Raw genomic sequence first — 17,555 nt, forward strand, 5'->3', positions numbered from 1 at the left:
GACCTGGACAACGGCAAAGCCAAGCTGCCCACACCCTGCCACCACCGCTCGGGCCGCCCCGCCGTTGCCCAACACCAGAGCCGTCTTGCCAGACCAGTCTTGCCATTCCTTAAGGGGAGCGACAAACCCAGCCACATCGGTATTGGTGCCCGCCCAGCCCTGCTCGGTACGCCACACAGTATTGACGGCCCCTACCGCCTGAGCCTCGGGCGTTAGCTCTGCCAGCAGCGGCACGATCGCCTGCTTGTGGGGAATGGTGACGCTAAACCCCTGCACCCCAGTGGCCGCGAACCCTGCGATCGCCGCCTCCAGCCCCTCCGCCGCGACCGGAAACGCCACATACACAATATCAACCCCCAGCTCTTTCAAAGCTGCATTGTGCATAACGGGCGACAGCGAGTGGGCAATCGGGTCACCGATAACGCCAAGCAGTTGAGTGGATCCGGTGATAGGCATAACAAAAGTGAGTGATGAGCAAGGGATGACATTACTTGCCCATCACTTTCTCATTAAACAACTGCACGATCTTCTCAACTACGTCTTCAATGGAGAGGTTGTCGGTAATGAGGGCGATCGCATCGTCGGCCTGCCGCAGGGGAGCCACTGACCGGCTGCTGTCTTTGCGATCGCGCTCGTCAATCGCCAGCTCTAGCTCTTTGAGGGATACCGCTGGCTGCTGCTGGGCGGCCAGGTCACGCTGGCGGCGGCGAGCCCGTTCTGCCACTGAGGCGGTCAGAAAGATTTTCAGCTCCGCCTGGGGAAACACCTGGGTGCCGATGTCGCGGCCTTCCATCACCACACCGCCTGTAACGCCATACTGCTGCTGCTGGCGCAGGAGGGTTTGGCGCACCGTGGGCTGGGCCGACACGAGCGAAACCTGCTCGGTCACCGCCGAGCTGCGAATTAGCTGAGTTACCTCCTGCCCATTCACCCAAATTCGGCTGGGGAACGCAGCGAAGGCGGGGTCGTCCCCCGAGGCGGCCAGGCGAATGTCGCAGTCGCTGACCAACTCTGCGATCGCCACCTCGTCGTGCAGATCCACCCCTCGCTCTAAGGCCAGCCAGGTTATGGCCCGGTACATGGCCCCGCTGTCGAGGTAGAGCAGGTTTAGCCGCTGGGCCACCCGTCGTGCCACCGTCGACTTGCCTGCCCCCGCTGGGCCGTCAATGGCCACAATGGGCTGGCGATCGCGCAGCAGCAGGTTGTCAATTAGCCGGGTGGTGCCCAGATAGGCCGCGATCGCGACCATGCCCAGGGTCTCTACCCGCTCCAGCGGTTGCAGAGTTTCAGGGTGCACCAGCTCCACGTACTGCGGCTGCAGGCTAGGCTCCTGTGCTAGCTCCTGGTGCACAGCGGCAACTAGGGCCGTGCGGCGACGCTCGCCCGCCTTAAAGCGGCTCTGGGCTGCCACCAGGCCTCGGTAGAGGGCAGCGGCCTGCTGACGTTCGGCTGCACTCAGATAGGCGTTGCGCGAGCTAAGTGCCAAACCACTGGCTTCGCGCACGATGGGGCAGCCCACAATTCGGCCCGGCAGATTCAAATCTTGCGCCAGACGTTTCAGAATGGCTAGCTGCTGGGCGTCTTTGTAGCCAAAGTAGGCGCGATCGGGGGCGATCAGGCTCAGTAGCTTAGTCACTACCGTCGCTACCCCCTCAAAGTGGCCCGGACGATGGGGACCGCAGAGTACAGCCGTCATGGCCTGGGGGGGCACCACCTGGGTCAGGTCGCTGGGTTGTGGGGCAGCGGTGCCGTAGAACGCCGCCGGGGTTGGCATAAACACAGCATCCACCCCGGCCTGCTCACACAGCTGCAGGTCTTGGTTGGGGGTATGGGGGTAGCGGGCCAGGTCTTCCTGAGGGCCAAACTGGAGCGGATTAACAAAAATACTGACCACCACCAGGGCATTTTCCCGCCGGGCTCGCTCAATTAGGCTCAGATGCCCCCGATGCAGGTTCCCCATTGTGGGCACCAGCCCCACTTCAATGCGGTCAGCTGGCCCCAACCCCGTGCCGCTGGTGCACGTTTTACCCTGGCCCTGGCGCGCTTGGACTAAGTAGCGCGTTAAGCCTTCAACCGCCTTGAGTACCCGCACAATGTTCTACCCTTTGCCGCATGAGCCTATGTGACAGCTAAACTTCTGGCCACCCCTTTTCAAAGGTTTTACCGTACCAGATTTAAAGTCAGGAGCATATCGCCCCAGCCTCTGCTTTTCCATGCCTTTATCTCACCCCCACTACAGCCTTACAGGCCTTATAGCTAGGGTAACCCACCAAAAACCCTCTCCATTTGGGGCTATGGAGAGGGTTGATTTGGGCCTCAGCAGAGATTTGGCCGAGGCTTTTGATAGAGGCTACTGGGTCGAGAGCACGTCTACCTGCACCCGACCAACACCGCTGGCTCTCAAACCAATTTGGCCTGCCGCCGCCGCCGATAGATCAATCACTCGACCATGGCCAAAGGGGCCGCGATCGTTAATCCGCACCACCACCGACTGGCCAGTAGATAAGTTGGTGACGCGCACCTGGGTGCCAAAGGGCAAGGTACGATGGGCCGCCGTTAGAGCGTTTTGGTCAAACACTTCACCGCTAGCGCTCCGGCGACCGTGGAACCCAGGGCCGTACCAGGAGGCCATGCCTGTCAGGCTAGAGGCAACCACACCCACCCGGTTGACCTCAACGGCTGGTTCGGGCAACCCTTCAACCCGAGCTAAGGGAGGAGCATCGCCCAGCAAGCGCCGCAGCCGGTTTGCCATTTGAAGCGCATCTTCGCCGGGGTTAGCGGTAGTGTCGGGCAGGATGACTTTGTCGTTAACGGTGAGTAGGGTTTCGTCACCCCAGGCCACCACAAACGCTTCCGACTCGTCTTCCCAACGGGCTTCGATCGCATTGGCATCACCATCGGCGGCAAGCGTTTGTAGCCGAGCCACGATACCGCTTGCCTGCCGCAGGGGCTCCTGGGCATCGGGAGGCGTTGCAACCGCCCCATTGCCGGCACTTAGGGTTTCCAGCTCACCCCCAATTAGGGTGATGACAGGTATCGATCGAATGTAAACCGTAGCGGCCTGGCGAGCATCGAGGGCGTGGGGAAATACTGTAGCCGTATCTAAGGTTTGGGATGCTTCGTCAGAGGGCTGAATGAGTAAGGCTGATTCAGGTTCGGCAGGCTCGGCAGGCTCAAAAGTTGAAGGGTCAGAGTCGGCAGGTTGACCTGCATCAGGGTAGTCAGTGAGCGACAGAGCTTCAGCATGATGCTCTGCTTCGGGATCCAAAGAAAGACCGCTGTTGCTGTCCTGGGCGTGGCTGGGCAGAGGTGCTCCAAAGACGGACATAGCGACGGCAACCGTCAGTCCGCCCAATACGGAATGTTTCATGTACACCAAAAGAATTCAACAGAAAGAGCAGGGGATAAAATTCTGGGTTAGTAAAAATGACCTAGAACAGACGACACAGGAATCGCCTTAAAGCCCGTACTCGTTGCAAATTGGCCTTCGGTTTTTTTTGACGAAATGTAACTTAGCACGTTCAGCCAGGCTTGCGAATCCGGGGAGATCCCGATGACTTATACTTCCGCTGCAAAATAAAAAAGTAGCTAACCCTACATGAATGGCTCAACTGACTGCCATGACTGGGCTGATCAGCCCTACCAAGGCTCGGTTGAATTTCGAATTATTTATGAGTTCAGTCAAGTGAGTTATGTAAAAATAATCAGTCTGCCCGTCACTTGGGCTGGGTTTTGTCAGCAAAGGGTGAAGTTTTTGGGACGCAAACTGTATTTTTCGATACAAATTCTCTCGGCGATCGCAAATTGAGGGAACAAAGTCTAGTGCTCTAAGGACCGCAAGAATCTGCCAAAAGTATCGCTACTTGGATCCGGTTCTGAGAAAAATATCCAGGAAATTAGATTGGTAAAGCCCGGCGATCGCCGCTGCCAGTGACCTGCCCCATTGACGAAGCTCACCCCCGTTTTTAAGGTAAGAGACTGGCCCACACAAAAGGATCTTTAAACCCCATGGACTATCGGGATGCCGGTGTAGACGTAGAGGCAGGGCGTGGCTTTGTGCAGCGCATCCGCAGCCTGGTAGACAGCACCCGTCGCCCCGAGGTGCTGGGTAGCTTAGGAGGGTTTAGCGGCCTCTGCGAACTCCCTACTGGCTACCGCGAACCGGTGCTGGTGTCGGGCACCGACGGGGTCGGCACCAAGCTCAAAATTGCTCAGGTGACCCAGCGCCACAGCACCGTCGGCATTGATCTGGTGGCCATGTGCGTCAACGACATTCTTACCAGCGGGGCTGAACCGCTGTTTTTCCTCGACTATCTAGCTACAGGTAAGCTCGAACCCGCTGCCCTGGCGGAGGTCGTCGAGGGCATTGTATCGGGGTGTCACCAGGCGGGGTGTGCCCTGCTCGGCGGCGAAACTGCTGAAATGCCCGGTTTTTATGGCCCTGGTGAGTACGACCTGGCGGGTTTTTGCGTGGGTGTAGTCGAAAAGTCCCAGATTTTAGACGGCAGCCAGGTAGAGGTGGGCGATCGCGTCATTGGCCTAGCCAGCAGTGGCTTGCACAGCAACGGCTTTAGCCTGGTGCGCAAGGTTGTCGCCGAGGGTCAGCGCCCTGACGGTGGCACGGGCTACCGCTGGGACGAGGTCGTACCCACCCTCAGCGACCTGAGCTTAGCCGAGGTGCTGCTTACTCCCACCCGCATCTACGTAGAGCCTGTGCTGAAGGCCTGCCAAGAGGGGTTGGCTATCCACGGCATGGCCCATATTACTGGCGGTGGCTTGCCCGAAAACCTTCCCCGCTGCCTGGGGCCAGACCAGAGCATTCATCTCCAAGCGGGCAGCTGGCCTGTGCTTCCCGTGTTTAACTGGCTGGCTGAGGCAGGTGAGGTACCCGAGGGCGCTCTCTACAACACCTTCAACATGGGGCTTGGGTTTGCGCTAGTCGTTCCCGCCAACCACGTCGATCAGACCCTGGCCTGGCTAGCCAAGCACCAGGTAGCCGCCTACGCCATTGGCGAAGTGGTGGCTGGTTCGGGCCAGGTGATGGGGCTAGCCGACTAGCCTAGTCAGTACCTCGGCTGCACTGCGTCTGTGGATCTGAAGCGCTTAATCCAAAGCCTTGCTGAAGAACCTCCCCGCTCAGCTGAATAGCCGATACCGTAGAAGGGCAGCATAATTAGGAACTTCCGTTGAAATCTTCGAATTTAAACTGGCCACCAGTCGTGCTGAGTTTTCTCGCCATCGTAGGTTTGGCCCTGGTAACCAGTAGCTTTGTGATCATCAACCCCGGCCAGGCCGGCGTGCTGAGCGTACTGGGTAAATCCCAGGATGGGGCACTGCTAGAAGGCATTCACCTGAAGCCGCCCCTGGTCTCAAACGTCGATGTGTATGACGTCACCGTGCAAAAGTTTGAGGTGCCGGCCCAAAGCTCAACCAAAGACCTGCAGGATCTATCGGGTCGCTTTGCCATTAACTTTCGCCTCGACCCGACTGAGGTCGTCAATATTCGCCGCACCCAGGGCACTCTAGAAAATTTGGTGTCTAAAATTGTGGCTCCCCAAACCCAGGAGTCTTTCAAAATTGCCGCCGCACGCCGCACCGTAGAAGAGGCGATTACCCAGCGGGCTGAGCTAAAGCAAGACTTTGACGACGCCCTGACCACGCGCTTGGCTAAGTACGGCATTTTAGTGCTGGATACCAGCGTGGTCGATCTCACCTTCTCGACCGATTTTGCCAAGGCTGTAGAAGATAAGCAAATTGCCGAGCAGCGAGCCCGCCGTGCCGTCTATATTGCCCAGGAAGCCGAGCAAGAGGCCCAGGCCGAAATCAACCGGGCTAAGGGCCGAGCCGAGTCTCAGCGGCTAATTGCCGAAACCTTGAAGGCCGAGGGCGGCGCTCTAGTGCTACAAAAAGAGGCGATCGAGGCCTGGAAAGACGGCGGTGCCCAAGTACCCCGAGTACTGGTCGTCGGTCAAGGCAGCAACATACCCTTCATTCTGGATATGCAGCAGGCCGCAGAGGACGAGGTGGCGATCGCTCAACCCAGCTAGCAGGCACCGCGCTATCAGTTTGCTACGGGGTGAATCAATAGCAAGTCGAAGGTCAGGCAGGTTCAAACGTTGAGCCTGTCTGACCTTCAACTCAAAGTATGCTTTGACGAAAGGACGCTCTGGGCCACCCGTGCGAAAACTCCAGTTCGAAGACTAACCGTGAACGATAACCAATTACCAGGCCAAGCTAATCGCTTCTGCGGGCGAATAGGTGATTTCTCGCACCATGCCCGGCTGGCCGAGGGCTTCGGCCTGGCGATCGTTGTAGCTGACCATCACGGCACCGGCATTGCCAGCCCGGATAGTGAGCGCCTGATCTGCGGTCCACAGTCGGCTATCGCCAGGCTGCATAATGCCTTCAAACTCGGTTTGACCATCGGACGTGATGCGTAACCAAGACTGAGCCGTTAGGGTCATTTTGACCTGGATCGGAGACTGGGGGGCTGCGGGCTGCGGAGTCGGATCGGCAGGAACATTGCCAGCACTGGGGCTGACTTCGGATCCGGTTTGTGCGCCATCGAGAGGATTTAGGGGCGGCAGCACCGTCACCTCTGGGGCGGTTTGCCGCAGTAGGTAGGAGAGTCCACTAATTGCCGCTATCAGCAGCATAAAGTAGGCCCCGTAAAGGTGGAGGGGGCGCAGCTGAGCCGCTGGGGTCTCTTTCCAAGAGCGGCGCTGGATGCGGGGTGGGGCAAAAAATTGGCTGGCTAAGGTCTCACCATCGAGCTGAAGGGCGTCACCATAGCGGCGAATCAGCCCGCGAATATAGACAGGCTCTGGCAGTCCATCTAAGTCACCCTGTTCAATGGCTGCCATTAGGCTAGGCCGAATTAGGGTTGTTTCAGCGAGAGCTTCTAGGGTTTGCCCCTGCTGCTGGCGAGCCGCCCGCAGTAGGGTACCCAGTTCTACAAGCTGCTCTCGATAAACAGCATTAGGGTCAACCAACTCTTTTGTCTTCATACAGGGAAAATCTAGCTCAAGACGGCGAATGGCTTACTGATGGAGGAGGCAGCTTTGTAAGGGGAGGTGATTGAACCGATGACTCTGCTAATAATGCCTCAATTTCGGCAGATGATAAAGCCCGGTAAGACCCCACATTGAGGTTGCCTAACTCCACTGAACCCACTGCAGTTCGGTGTAAGTCTAGCACCCGGTAGCCTAGGGCTTGGGCGACTCGTCGAATTTGTCGGTTGCGCCCTTCTTGTAGTACGACTTCGAGCTGAGTTTGGTTTTGGCCTCTGGCTATCACCGTTACCTCAGCGGGGCGGGTGGGCCGATGGTCGAGCCAGATGCCCTGACGCCATACCTCAAGAGCATCTGGCTGCACCTGCCCTTCTACGCATACATGATAGGTTTTGGGAATATCGTGGCGAGGATGGGTGAGCCGAAAGGTGAAGTCGCCATCGTTGGTGAGCAGCAGCGCCCCAGTGGTATAAGCATCGAGCCGCCCGACGGGATGAATACCTAGGGTTTGGAAGTCGGGCGGTAGCACGGTCAGCACAGTGGGTCGCCCCTGGGGGTCGGCGCAGGTAGACACCATACCTAAAGGCTTGTGCAGCAGCAGGTAGTGATGGGTAGGGCGGCGATGGGCCTGAAGGGGTTGTTGATTGATTTCAATGCGATCGCAGTTTGGGTCGGCCCGCTGGCCGAGATGAGCGACTTCCCCATTAACCCGCACCTGTCCAGACTCGATCATCTGTTCGGCCTGCCGTCGGGAGGCCAGGCCATACTGAGACAAAATTTTCTGCAGTCGCTCTGCCATGGCGTGATGATCAATAGGGCGGGGTGTGGCCCAGCAGGATTAAGTAACTAACTTAACAATTATGCCAGCAATTTAGGCTGCCTGAGTATAAATTCTTAGTCTCTAACCATAGATTTCGGTGTTTTTACTGTTAAATTTCGGTTCTTATAGGACTTGGAATTACTTAATTTGGGCAGTGGCTGGCAGCTGTAGCTGCAGCCAACCGCCGCCCAAATCGGGGTGGTTGTCGGCGGTAATGGTGCCGTTGTGGGCCTCTACAATTTGACTCACGATCGCTAGACCCAGGCCAGTACCTCGGCTCACCTCGGTGGCCACCCCAGGATCGACAGGGGGCAGGTCAATCAGTGGGTCACTGCGGCTGCGAGACGGGTCGGCGCGGTAAAAGCGATCGAAAATGTGGGGCAAATCTTTGGCGCTAAAGCCTGAACCCATATCCATCACCTCAAGGATGATGGAGTCGGATGGGCGATCGCTAACCCTAGCCTCGTATTCGGGCGTAGTTAAGTGGACAAAGATGGTGGCGCGACTGGGACTGTGTTTGATGGCGTTGTCAACCAGATTGAGCAGCACCCGGTGAAACAGAGTCTCGTCGAGGTTGACCAAACAGTGGGAGGGGCCGTCGTAGGTTAGGGATAGCCCTTTGACCTGGGCCAGCGGCTCTAGGCTGACCCAGGCTCGCTGAATTAGCTGGGGCAGATCGACCGGCTCTAAGGTGAGCCCCTGAAACTGGTCACCCTGAATCCGACTGAGATTAAGCAGATCTTCGACCAGGTTGCTGAGGCGAATGGTTTCGTTGATCAGCCGATCGAGCCAGCGCCGCTGGCCGTCATCAACGCGGGACTGAAGGGTTTCGGCCACGAGTCGAATCGAGGTGAGGGGGGTTTTGAGTTCGTGGGCCACGTCAGAAGTCCAGCGATCGCGCTGCTGCACCAGCAGGGCCGCCTCCTGGCGATTCTCCAAAAATACGCCCACTTCGCCGTTGTCGAGGGGAAGGGCGTAGCCCCGCAGGGGATAGGTCGGCTCTTCTTTAGGATGCAGCGGATCGGGAGAGATTTGGTACAGCATCCACTCCCGCTGGCAACAGGTTTGCTTTTCGCGGGCTTCTTCGATCAGGGCATCGAGTTCATAGGAGCGGGCCACCTCTAGCAGCAGTCGCCGCCGCTGGACAGGTCCGGCTATAGATTGATTCATTTTTAGCAGCCGATTGGCCTGCTCATTGCACCAAATTAGCTGATTTTCTTCATCGACCTGGAGATAGCCGATCGGAGCCGTCTGTAAAATGCGCTCCAGAGTATCGCGGCTGGTACCGAGCGATCGCAGCTGCCTCTGCTGCTGGGGTTGAGTTTGAACTAGCTGCTCAACTTGCCCCAGGGCCGTAGGCCAATCGGTCGTCTTTAGAGTTTTCATCAGCCGCTGCTCACGGCGACGCTGTCGCCGCTGCTGCCAGATTAGCAGCAGTGCCCCTGTAGCCAACCCCAGCAGATACGCAAAAATAGCCAACGATTCTCCTGGACGACATAGACACAATAGTAATATTGTCTAAGCCTCCTGCACAAAAAAGCACCCCCATTAGAGGTGCTTTAGCCAAATTCAGGATCTCCATTGCCCCTCTAACAAACGCTGGCTCCAGCGGGGTCAAAAACCCACAGCTGGAGCCAGCGCCTAGCCTAACCGGGCAAACTTCGCTTAGCGAACCACGGCCCCACGGTACTTAAGACCTTGGGGATGGTCGGCTTTAACTTGCTTGGCGACGTGGCGGGTGGCGACCGCACCACGATACCGGCCAATAACTTCTTCAGAAATAGCTACCTGAGGGGTAACTTGTTCGTAATCAACGCCGCGATATGTCAAGGACATCTTTCGCCTCTCCTTAAATGAGTGAAGGTGTGTATAAACAGAGGCGCGTTCCTTCGAGTTGTAACTCTACTTCCGTCTCTCTGAGAGAGATGAACGATTTGTTTCTGTATTTATTGTTACCGTTTAGCCCCGAGTTGTCAAGTCGACTCATCAGGGAATCATAACATTTGCTTTGCCCACCTACTCACTTACCATGCATAGCCCTATCCCGCCCCACCGCTACTTTCCCTACCTCACCTGGACCGATATTGAGGCGATGCCCGATCGCGAGCATGTCGTGATTGTGCAGCCGATGGGGGCGATCGAGCAGCATGGCCCCCACCTGCCGCTGGTTGTAGACAGCGCTATTTGCACAACCGTGCTGGGCGAGGCGCTGACTCAGCTCGATGCGGCCATTCCGGTCTACAGTTTGCCGCCGCTCTACTACGGCAAATCGAACGAGCACTGGCACTTTCCTGGCACTATTACCCTCTCGGCAGACACTCTGCTGCGGGTCATTCACGACGTGGCTGAAAGTATCTATCGGGCCGGATTTCGCAAGCTGGTGCTGCTCAATGCCCACGGTGGTCAGCCCCAGGTGCTCGAAATCGCCGCCCGCGATCTGCACCTGGCCCACGCCGACTTAATGGTGTTTCCACTGTTTGTGTGGGCGGTGCCCAACTGCGCTGGCGATTTGCTCACTCCAAAAGAGATGGAGCTGGGCATTCACGCGGGGGATGCCGAAACCAGCCTGATGCTGTCAATACTGCCTGACCAGGTGCGCATAGAGCAGGCCAAAGCCGAGTTTCCGCAAAATTTGCCCACCGATAGCTGGCTGACGATGGAGGGCGCGCTGCCCTTTGCCTGGGTAACGCGCGATCTCAGTGCCAGCGGAGTACTGGGTGACCCGACCGTAGCAACTTTGGAAAAAGGAGATCAGCTGCTGGAGTCTTTAGCCTCCGGTTGGGTCACTGCGCTCACCGATATTTATCGCTTTCGCCAACCTAAACCAGAGAGAGCAGCGGCGATCGGAGACAGCCCTCAATGAATAAGCGCCGCCTGCTCTCAACCTGGCTCAAGACAGGGCCGCTGTCACTGCCTTAAGAATAGGGCTCCACAGTAAACCCACCATGACGTAGGGGGCGTAGCGCAAAAGGGGGTGATGCTCGTGGCTGAGGCTATTGGGTAAAACCTTCTCAATGGTGAGGGGGCCGACCATGGTAAGCCCGTAGGCCAGCACCAGGGCCGCCAGCAGCGACAGTTCCTGCTGATCAATGCCCAGCGGGTTCCACCTGATGCCGGCCCAGACCGCCGCAATGATCAGCAGCTGCTCAGCGATCCGCTCGCCCTGGTAGCTGAGGCGACTCCAGGGCCACAGGCTGGGCTGGGGCATCAGGCGCTGACCCAGCATCATGGTCCAGGTGACGGGGCCGCACACGCCGTCGGCGCGCAGGCCGTAGTAGCGCTGAAATCGGCGCAGGGCTTTGTCGGTAGCTCGATCAAATTTTCCGGTGATCTCAGCCTGAAAGCCCTCTTTGACCAGAATTTTTTGCAGCCGCAGGATGTCGCTGCTGTGATCTTGAGCCCCAGCCGTATTGAGCGCCAGGGTGGGGTAGCAGAGGGCGGCCCAGGTGAGCGGGCCGACCACTCCGTCAACCTTGAGGCCGTTACTGCGCTGAAACGCCTCAACTGCGACCTGGGTAGGCTGGTCAAACTGTCCGCTGATCTGGTCGTGGGCTAAAAATCCTTTGTCCATCAGCTTGCGCTGCAAATCGTGGGTGGCTTGCTGCAGCAGTTCGGGGGTGCGTTTGCTGTGTAGCACGGGGCGAATGCTGAGTTTGGTTTCCCAGGCGATCGCCGCAGGAATTGACTTGGGGGAGGGAAAAAGCGCCTTAAAAACGTTCCAAACCATAATCGACACTCCAGTTTAGGGGGGCGAACTAAACAACGACTCGCGAATAAGAAATCTTGGCGCTGCACGGGTGACAGCACCCAGGGACAGTGGCCATTAGCGCTGCCCCTGGGGCTATGGGGCTCGCGCTTAGGCGGGGGCAATGACGAGGCTAAAACCCTTACGGCCTAAAACCTGCACTTTCTGCCCGTGGGCCACGGGGCAATGTGCCGCCGTGGGGGCAAGTTCTGCCTTCCAAAAGCTGCCAAAGACCCTGACCCTGAGCTGATCGGCATCGTGGCTGTCGACGACACCGTTAACCAGTCGAGCAAAGGTTTCTTCTGACGCTTGAGCGATAAAAAACATGGCGACCTCTCAGGTGATGGGGCAACGAACGAGCGTCCATGGACACTCGATGGGGGAGGCGTTTAGCGCGTCCCAATAACCTATCGGTGGATTGAGTCACCGTTATGGTTTTTGGGGTTAAGGCTGAAAAAGCGCGATCGGCCTCCTGGTGCTATGTCGTCTACAGCCAGCGGAATTATGGTTTTTTGGCTCAGCTAGCTGTGATGTAAACCTGGAGCAGCCGTCGCAGGGCAGCCGGAAGTCCGGCCGCCAGCCCTGTTGCAAGTGTTTTACTCGTCCGTTGGAACCTAGCCGGAAGTCGCTGGAGGGGGGCAATCGCCTTCTACAACCAAGGGATCGGCTGGGTTGGTGCCGAAAGTGGTGAGAATGCGCTGGGTCAGCTCGCGGCGATCGCCATTTTCGTCAAAGCTGATGGTGGTGGGCTGGTCAAAGATTTGGCTGACAGGCTTATTGCTGGTTGTTGCCAAGCCTTCTAGCTGATGCCGCAGACGACTAGAGGTTGTTTCGCCCTCCAGGTAGGGCAGCAGCACCTGCACGGCCTCATAGGGCAGGGTGGTGGTGCGGTTGACGCCGCCAGGCCAGTAGGTTTGGGTCGTTTGCTTGAACGCTTGGGGAGCGCATTGCTTGTGCCAATCGGTGGCGATAAAGACCCGATCGGTGAGGTTGGCAAGGCCACCGGCTGGTTCGATCACCGCTGAGTTGTACAGCGGATTAGAACCCAAGATGACTTTTTGGCCAGCATTTTGCTTGATCACGGCGATCGCATTGTCAAAGGCCCTGTTATTGGCATTGCGCCCGTCAGGAATCACAATTAGGGCACCGACATTGGGCACCTGGGCCAAGGCGGTGGCGGCGTCGAAGTCGCTGGCGGCCAGGTCGAAGCGCTCTACAATCTCGACCCCTAGAGAGCCCAGTGCCTGCTCGAACTCGGCCAGCATGTCGGCACTGTAGGACTCGCCAGCCCGGTAGAACATCGCCACAGTGGAGGCTGCCCCCGCTAGCCTCAGCTCTTCTAAATAGTTCACCAACGTTTGGGTCTCGATGGCGGTTGATGAGGTGTTTCGAAAGAAAAAGGTGGCTGGGCTGTTGGGGGAGGGGCCACACTCGCTGCGCAGGCCAGTTTTGGTGCTGAGGGGAGAAATGACCACCAGGTTGGCGTCGTTGTAGGCCTGGGTGAGGGCGGCACAGGTGGTCGCGCTGAGGTAGTGGCCAATGACGGCGAGCACGCTGCGCCCGTCGATATCGACCTGGGTTAGGCCTCGGGCCGTGGCCTGGGCTTGCTCCCGGTTGTTGCGATCGTTGGCGATAATTACCTCCAGGTTGACCCGGGGTAGGCTCTCAGGACCGCCACCGTTGACCGTCTGGTCTTGGATTTGGGCGATACCCCGCAGCATTTCTTGGCCGATGTCGACGGCCTGTTCGTCGAGGGGAACGGCGGCGGCAATGGTGTAGATCATTGCGCCGGTCTCCGCCTGGCGGTGTCTGACCTCGGCATTGTTTTGAAAAATCAGCACGGTGGGGTCGAGTAGAGCGCTGGTAGCGGCATTTAAGGCCGCCCGGTCGGCGTCGGTGCGATCGCCCTCGGGTAGGGCCAGCAGGCGATCGCGATCGCGCTTTGCCTCGGTGCGAATGCTGGCGAAGCTCGCTTGGGCCTCGTCGTACTCACGGTCGGCAAAGGCTTTCATGCCGGCTTGCTTTAGCTCGGCGTAGGGAGATGCTAGCTCAGGGTTGCCCTCCAGTGCCGAGTTACCGCCAGCGCTGATCAAGCGCCGACTCTCGGTTGGTAACGGAGTGCTGCCCAGCTCTGGCGACGGCGGCTCGCGCAGGAGGCCAAAAGCCGCGATCGCACCCCCCAGCACCCCCGCCGCGCCTAGTCCAACGGTGGCCCAGCCTGGCCAGCGTTGGGCCGACCTATGACGCGGTTCCCGACGCCCACTGGATCGGGAGACATCCACGCCAGCAGGCAGGCTGGGGGATGGTTCTAGGTGGTCGATCAGGGTTTGCCAGGTGAGGGGGGGTGTATTTTGCTTGACAAAGAGAGTCGGCAGCCAGGTGACCTCAGAATAGCGGTTGTTGAAGGCCTCTAGCCCCTGGCGAGCCTTGCGTACTGCCGCCTGGAGCGATCGCCCCTCGACCACAAACTGCTGAAAGAAGCGCTCGATAAACTCCACCGCCGCATCGTCGGGGATGGGTTCTTTCATGACGATGCAGCGGGGCGCATCGAGGCGGGCAATCTGCTGGGCTAGCCCCAGGCCATCGCAGGAGTTGAGGATGATCAGCTGTAGCCCCTTCTCAATGGCGCGCCTGAGCGCCCGCTGAAAATCGCGAATGCTCAGTTCGTCGTGCTCGTTGAGCATCAGCCAGCCTCGCTGGCCATCGTCGTGGCTGTAGCTGTGGCCGACATAGATAAAGATGTGGTACCCCTGGGGATCCTCCAGCGCTTTTTGCAGCACCTCGGGCGTCGGTTGCAGCAGTGGTACAACCTCAACCCGCTCGGGATCGTTGTGCTGCAGCTGAATAATGCTGGCGAGATCTTGGCAGGAGTTGATGCCGGTACTTTCGCCAATCACCACCAAGAGTCTAATTTTGGCACTGCGGGGATAGGTGGTGGTCAGGATCTGGTGGCGGCTGTCGTTAAATAGCCGAAAGGCCGCATCGGCATCGCGAAAGTGAGACGACAGCAGATCCCAATCTTGCCAGGGCAAGCGCTTGAGTTCGGTATTGCTGCCCAAATCAATAATCAGTCGCAGGTCTGGAGGCGGCTGATAGAGCAAGACGGCCATGGCCTCGCGAATGCGCAGCCAACCGTCATCTACGGGCCGCAGCCAGCTTCTAAAGCCCTGCTCGATCGCCTCGACTAGGGCGTTGGTCTCTTGCACAGTACGCTGGGTGGTCTCAACGGCCATGATGCGAAAGTGCGATCGCACCCCCTCCTGGCCTGCGTAGGCCAGCTTCCAATCGCTCAGAGCCTGGCGCAGGTCGGGCGGCAGGGGCGGCAGGGTACCCTCTGTGTCTTCTCGCCTCAAATCGCTAGCATCCAACGTGACCCGAAAGCCCGCCGCTGGATCTGTTTCACTCTGCCGCCTGACGATTAAGCGAACCGTAGCCATAGCCTCATGCGCTCCCTGATGTTTAGCTAAACCATAAACTCTTCGATGGCGCTGGCCGATCGATAGGTGATGCGAACGCTAAATTGCTCGCCGGGTTGGCAGTCTGTTAGCACCAGTTCGGTGTAGACCGCATCGGCCTGGGTTTCGGTTTCTAGCAGCACGTCCCCCAGATCATTGAGTACCACAACGTTGATCTGGCGCGGCAGAAGGGCTTTGCTGCTGGCAGGATAGAGCCGCAGGCGCACCGTCAAATGGTCGGCAGCGGCGGCAGCGATCACCTGCACCACCAAGACGACCAACTGGGCCGATTCTCCCAGGGTGATGGGCTTGGCCTGACTGATGGTTTGAGCGGTTGCTGGAAGGCTGGGGCGATAGCGGGTGGTAGCTAAAAGCTGCTCGGGTGGCTGCCAGGTTGGCGAGTCGAGCAGTCCCTCTAGCCACTGCCGCAGGTTCGCCACCGGATGCAGCGCATTGAGCAGGGCATCGAGGGGCAGCAGGTCGTCGATGGAAACGGTGAGCGGTTCAACCACCGTAAAATCGTCTGGTAGCGGCGGCAAAAAACCCACCAGTTCTACCCGATCGAGGGTGTCGAAAAACTGTACCGCTACACAGCCAATGCGATCGTCCAGCGCCTCTGGCGGCAGCGTAAACGATCGCTCGCCAGGCCATACTGGGCGGCACTCTAGCCGCCCCACCCCCACAATGGAGAGGTCGGCTCCATCGAGCAGGGCCGCTAGCCCCGGCTGCCAGCTATCGCCCTCGCTGACGGCGGTGGCGATGTCTAACCACTGACAGTAGGTATGCACTGCCCACACCGCCAGTGTATTTAGGTATACGCGCCTGCCCTCGGCGGGGGTTGCCTGCTCTGCCGCCAGACGGGCGGCGTGGTCGTGGGCCTCGCGGTCGAGGGCAACGGGCAATCCCACTAGTTCAATCGCGGTCATAGCAGCATCCCTAGACTAGATTACAAGCGGTGGCGTTTGAGGTGAGGCAGGCACTGGGTTTGCCAGTGGGCTACCAAATCGGTTTCGTTGACGCGCAGCTCTTTGGCGATCGCCCGCAGGGGAGAGAGCACTTCTGACAACAGCAGGCGCTGCGACAATTCCAGACAGCTGCCGTGTTCTGTGCCCTCAAGCTGGCCCTGGCCAAAGTCGCGATCGGAATGAACTTGCAGGTAGTTTCGCACTTGGGGGTCGTGCCGTAGGGCAATGATTTGCAGCAGCGGCAGGCATTTGTCGCGCCAGTGGGTATAAACGGTTTGCTCATTGGCCTTGAGCTGGGTGGCAATCGCCCGCTGGGTCAGCGGTGGCTGGCTCAGGTACAGCCCCTGCACCAGCCCTTGGCAGTGGCAGTCGGGATATTTTCTCGACTGACAGGCTCGCAATACCCCGTGGGGGTCGGATTCCAGGTACGCCCTGACCTGCTGCCCAATGCGTTGATATTGCTGAGCCTGTAAGCGCTCGATCCACTGCTCTAGCAGCGTATAGCGTCCCGATTTTGGATCGGCGGTCAGGGGCGCTTGGGTTGTGGTGTGTCCCTGACTGTCAATGACGGGTTTGTCTAGCTCTACGGGTGGCCCGAGCCCCAGTTTTGCAATCCGACGGTAGTCGCGATCGGTTCTGTCATCCTCGGCCCCCAGCCCCCTAGCACCTCTCAAATCCTGCACTCGCCGTTTGAGTGTGCCGTTTACCCAGCGCAGCAAAGCCTCCGAAACAGAACCGTCTCCAGGGTCAAATTTGCAAATGTCTTTACGCACCCACACTAGAGTTCGGTTCAATGCCATGGCGTAGTCTTGATGAGAATCGCGCCAAAGCCGGGGCGATCGCGCAATGCACAGCATCAGGCGTGACAATATCTTGTGCCGTGCCAGCGGCGTTAACTCTGATTCGGGGGCGCAAAGTTTCTCCAGCCAACTCTGAAGTTGCGCATCGTCGCACATGTCGCAGTTGTTCCCCAATCGGTAAATGCTCCAGTCCCATATAGAATACGTGATCACTCCGGGAATCCCGTGACATCTATGGCTATATCAGATGCTGTACAGGCTGTTATGGAATTACCGTTGGCTAGGCACCAACCGGCGCTAGACGCTGGAGCGGGTCGCTACGACAAACCCTGACCCACTCTGCCCTAACCTGCCAACATCGCAATTGGATTGCCCCCCTGAGTTTGCTATACTCAGAAGCTGATAAGGTGGCGACATAGCCAAGTGGTAAGGCAGAGGTCTGCAAAACCTCCACCCCCGGTTCGAATCCGGGTGTCGCCTTTGCAGTAATCCCCTAAATTGAGGGGTTGAGCTCCCTAATTTAACAGTGAGGGCACAACATTTGAGTATGGCTCTCGCTGTTGTTGTTTGAGCCAATTTAAGCATGGCTGAGGCCACGATTGGGGTAAAGCTGGGGTAAACGGAGGGGCGCTCGGTGGCCCTATTAGTGCAATAGACAATGGCGGAGGTGCGGCATGCGATCGCCTACGCCTACATGGATTGAGATCTGTTCGAGTTTTGGCAGCCCCCCACTTACCGGGAGATTTATTAGCCGTTTTGG

At 58.3% G+C, this 17,555-nt stretch carries 15 protein-coding genes, 1 tRNA gene and 1 riboswitch; of the genes, 4 read left to right on the plus strand and 12 right to left on the minus strand.

Annotated elements, in window-relative coordinates:
• The 3 genes from IQ273_RS05515 to IQ273_RS05525 form a co-directional block, all read right to left on the minus strand.
• Nucleotides 1–456, minus strand: a 456-nt coding sequence (locus IQ273_RS05515; RefSeq protein ID WP_194022171.1) for a shikimate dehydrogenase, incomplete at its 3' end; no start/stop codon positions are given.
• 31 nt (nt 457–487) lie between these two features.
• Nucleotides 488–2,092 carry a bifunctional pantoate--beta-alanine ligase/(d)CMP kinase gene (locus IQ273_RS05520; protein ID WP_194022172.1) on the minus strand — a complete coding sequence of 535 codons (1,605 nt, stop codon included), beginning with the start codon at nt 2,090–2,092 and terminating at the stop codon, nt 488–490.
• Between the two features lie 258 nt (nt 2,093–2,350).
• The gene (locus tag IQ273_RS05525) at nt 2,351–3,370 is read right to left on the minus strand and encodes a septal ring lytic transglycosylase RlpA family protein (RefSeq protein WP_194022173.1); all 1,020 of its coding nucleotides are present in this window, start codon (nt 3,368–3,370) and stop codon (nt 2,351–2,353) included.
• A gap of 638 nt (nt 3,371–4,008) precedes the next feature.
• On the opposite strand from IQ273_RS05525, the gene purM reads away from it, so the two are divergent.
• Both purM and IQ273_RS05535 read left to right on the plus strand, forming a co-directional pair.
• Entirely contained in the window at nt 4,009–5,058 is a 1,050-nt protein-coding gene (purM, locus tag IQ273_RS05530) for a phosphoribosylformylglycinamidine cyclo-ligase (protein ID WP_194022174.1), read from the plus strand.
• Between the two features lie 161 nt (nt 5,059–5,219).
• Entirely contained in the window at nt 5,220–6,047 is an 828-nt protein-coding gene (locus IQ273_RS05535; protein WP_194022205.1) for a prohibitin family protein, read from the plus strand.
• 174 nt (nt 6,048–6,221) lie between these two features.
• Here IQ273_RS05535 and IQ273_RS05540 read toward each other — a convergent pair whose 3' ends face one another.
• The 4 genes from IQ273_RS05540 to IQ273_RS05555 form a co-directional block, all read right to left on the minus strand.
• Entirely contained in the window at nt 6,222–7,007 is a 786-nt protein-coding gene (locus tag IQ273_RS05540; protein ID WP_194022175.1) for a RodZ domain-containing protein, read from the minus strand.
• 16 nt (nt 7,008–7,023) lie between these two features.
• On the minus strand, nt 7,024–7,809 hold the full coding sequence (locus tag IQ273_RS05545) for a pseudouridine synthase (protein ID WP_194022176.1): 786 nt from the start codon (nt 7,807–7,809) through the stop codon (nt 7,024–7,026).
• Between the two features lie 159 nt (nt 7,810–7,968).
• Complete coding sequence (locus IQ273_RS05550; protein ID WP_194022177.1) at nt 7,969–9,309, minus strand: PAS domain-containing sensor histidine kinase; 1,341 nt, start codon at nt 9,307–9,309, stop codon at nt 7,969–7,971.
• A 186-nt stretch (nt 9,310–9,495) separates the two neighbouring features.
• A complete protein-coding gene (locus IQ273_RS05555) occupies nt 9,496–9,666 on the minus strand; it encodes a DUF4278 domain-containing protein (RefSeq protein ID WP_194022178.1) in 171 nt (56 codons plus the stop codon).
• A 42-nt stretch (nt 9,667–9,708) separates the two neighbouring features.
• Nucleotides 9,709–9,764: riboswitch (Glutamine riboswitch) on the minus strand.
• 95 nt (nt 9,765–9,859) lie between these two features.
• Between IQ273_RS05555 and IQ273_RS05560 the strand changes: the two genes are divergently transcribed.
• Complete coding sequence (locus tag IQ273_RS05560; protein ID WP_194022179.1) at nt 9,860–10,693, plus strand: creatininase family protein; 834 nt, start codon at nt 9,860–9,862, stop codon at nt 10,691–10,693.
• Between the two features lie 27 nt (nt 10,694–10,720).
• Here the strand turns inward: IQ273_RS05560 and IQ273_RS05565 are convergent, their stop codons facing one another.
• From IQ273_RS05565 to IQ273_RS05585, 5 genes are all read right to left on the minus strand, one after another.
• Nucleotides 10,721–11,557, minus strand: a complete 837-nt coding sequence (locus tag IQ273_RS05565) for a peptidoglycan-binding protein (RefSeq protein WP_194022180.1) — start codon at nt 11,555–11,557, stop codon at nt 10,721–10,723.
• Between the two features lie 129 nt (nt 11,558–11,686).
• Nucleotides 11,687–11,902: a hypothetical protein gene (locus tag IQ273_RS05570; protein ID WP_194022181.1), complete on the minus strand. Its 216-nt coding sequence runs from the start codon at nt 11,900–11,902 to the stop codon at nt 11,687–11,689.
• Nucleotides 11,903–12,189: 287 nt separating this feature from the next.
• Nucleotides 12,190–15,012, minus strand: coding sequence for a CHAT domain-containing protein (locus tag IQ273_RS05575; protein WP_194022182.1), 2,823 nt, complete (start codon nt 15,010–15,012; stop codon nt 12,190–12,192).
• Nucleotides 15,013–15,038: 26 nt separating this feature from the next.
• Nucleotides 15,039–15,956: a DUF1822 family protein gene (locus tag IQ273_RS05580; RefSeq protein ID WP_194022183.1), complete on the minus strand. Its 918-nt coding sequence runs from the start codon at nt 15,954–15,956 to the stop codon at nt 15,039–15,041.
• Between the two features lie 20 nt (nt 15,957–15,976).
• The gene (locus IQ273_RS05585) at nt 15,977–17,008 is read right to left on the minus strand and encodes a hypothetical protein (protein ID WP_194022184.1); all 1,032 of its coding nucleotides are present in this window, start codon (nt 17,006–17,008) and stop codon (nt 15,977–15,979) included.
• A gap of 196 nt (nt 17,009–17,204) precedes the next feature.
• On the opposite strand from IQ273_RS05585, the gene IQ273_RS05590 reads away from it, so the two are divergent.
• Nucleotides 17,205–17,275 (plus strand) — tRNA-Cys (locus IQ273_RS05590).
• Nucleotides 17,276–17,555: the final 280 nt, after the last annotated feature.

It is taken from the genome of Nodosilinea sp. LEGE 07298 (assembly GCF_015207265.1).
GTDB lineage: Bacteria > Cyanobacteriota > Cyanobacteriia > Phormidesmidales > Phormidesmidaceae > Nodosilinea.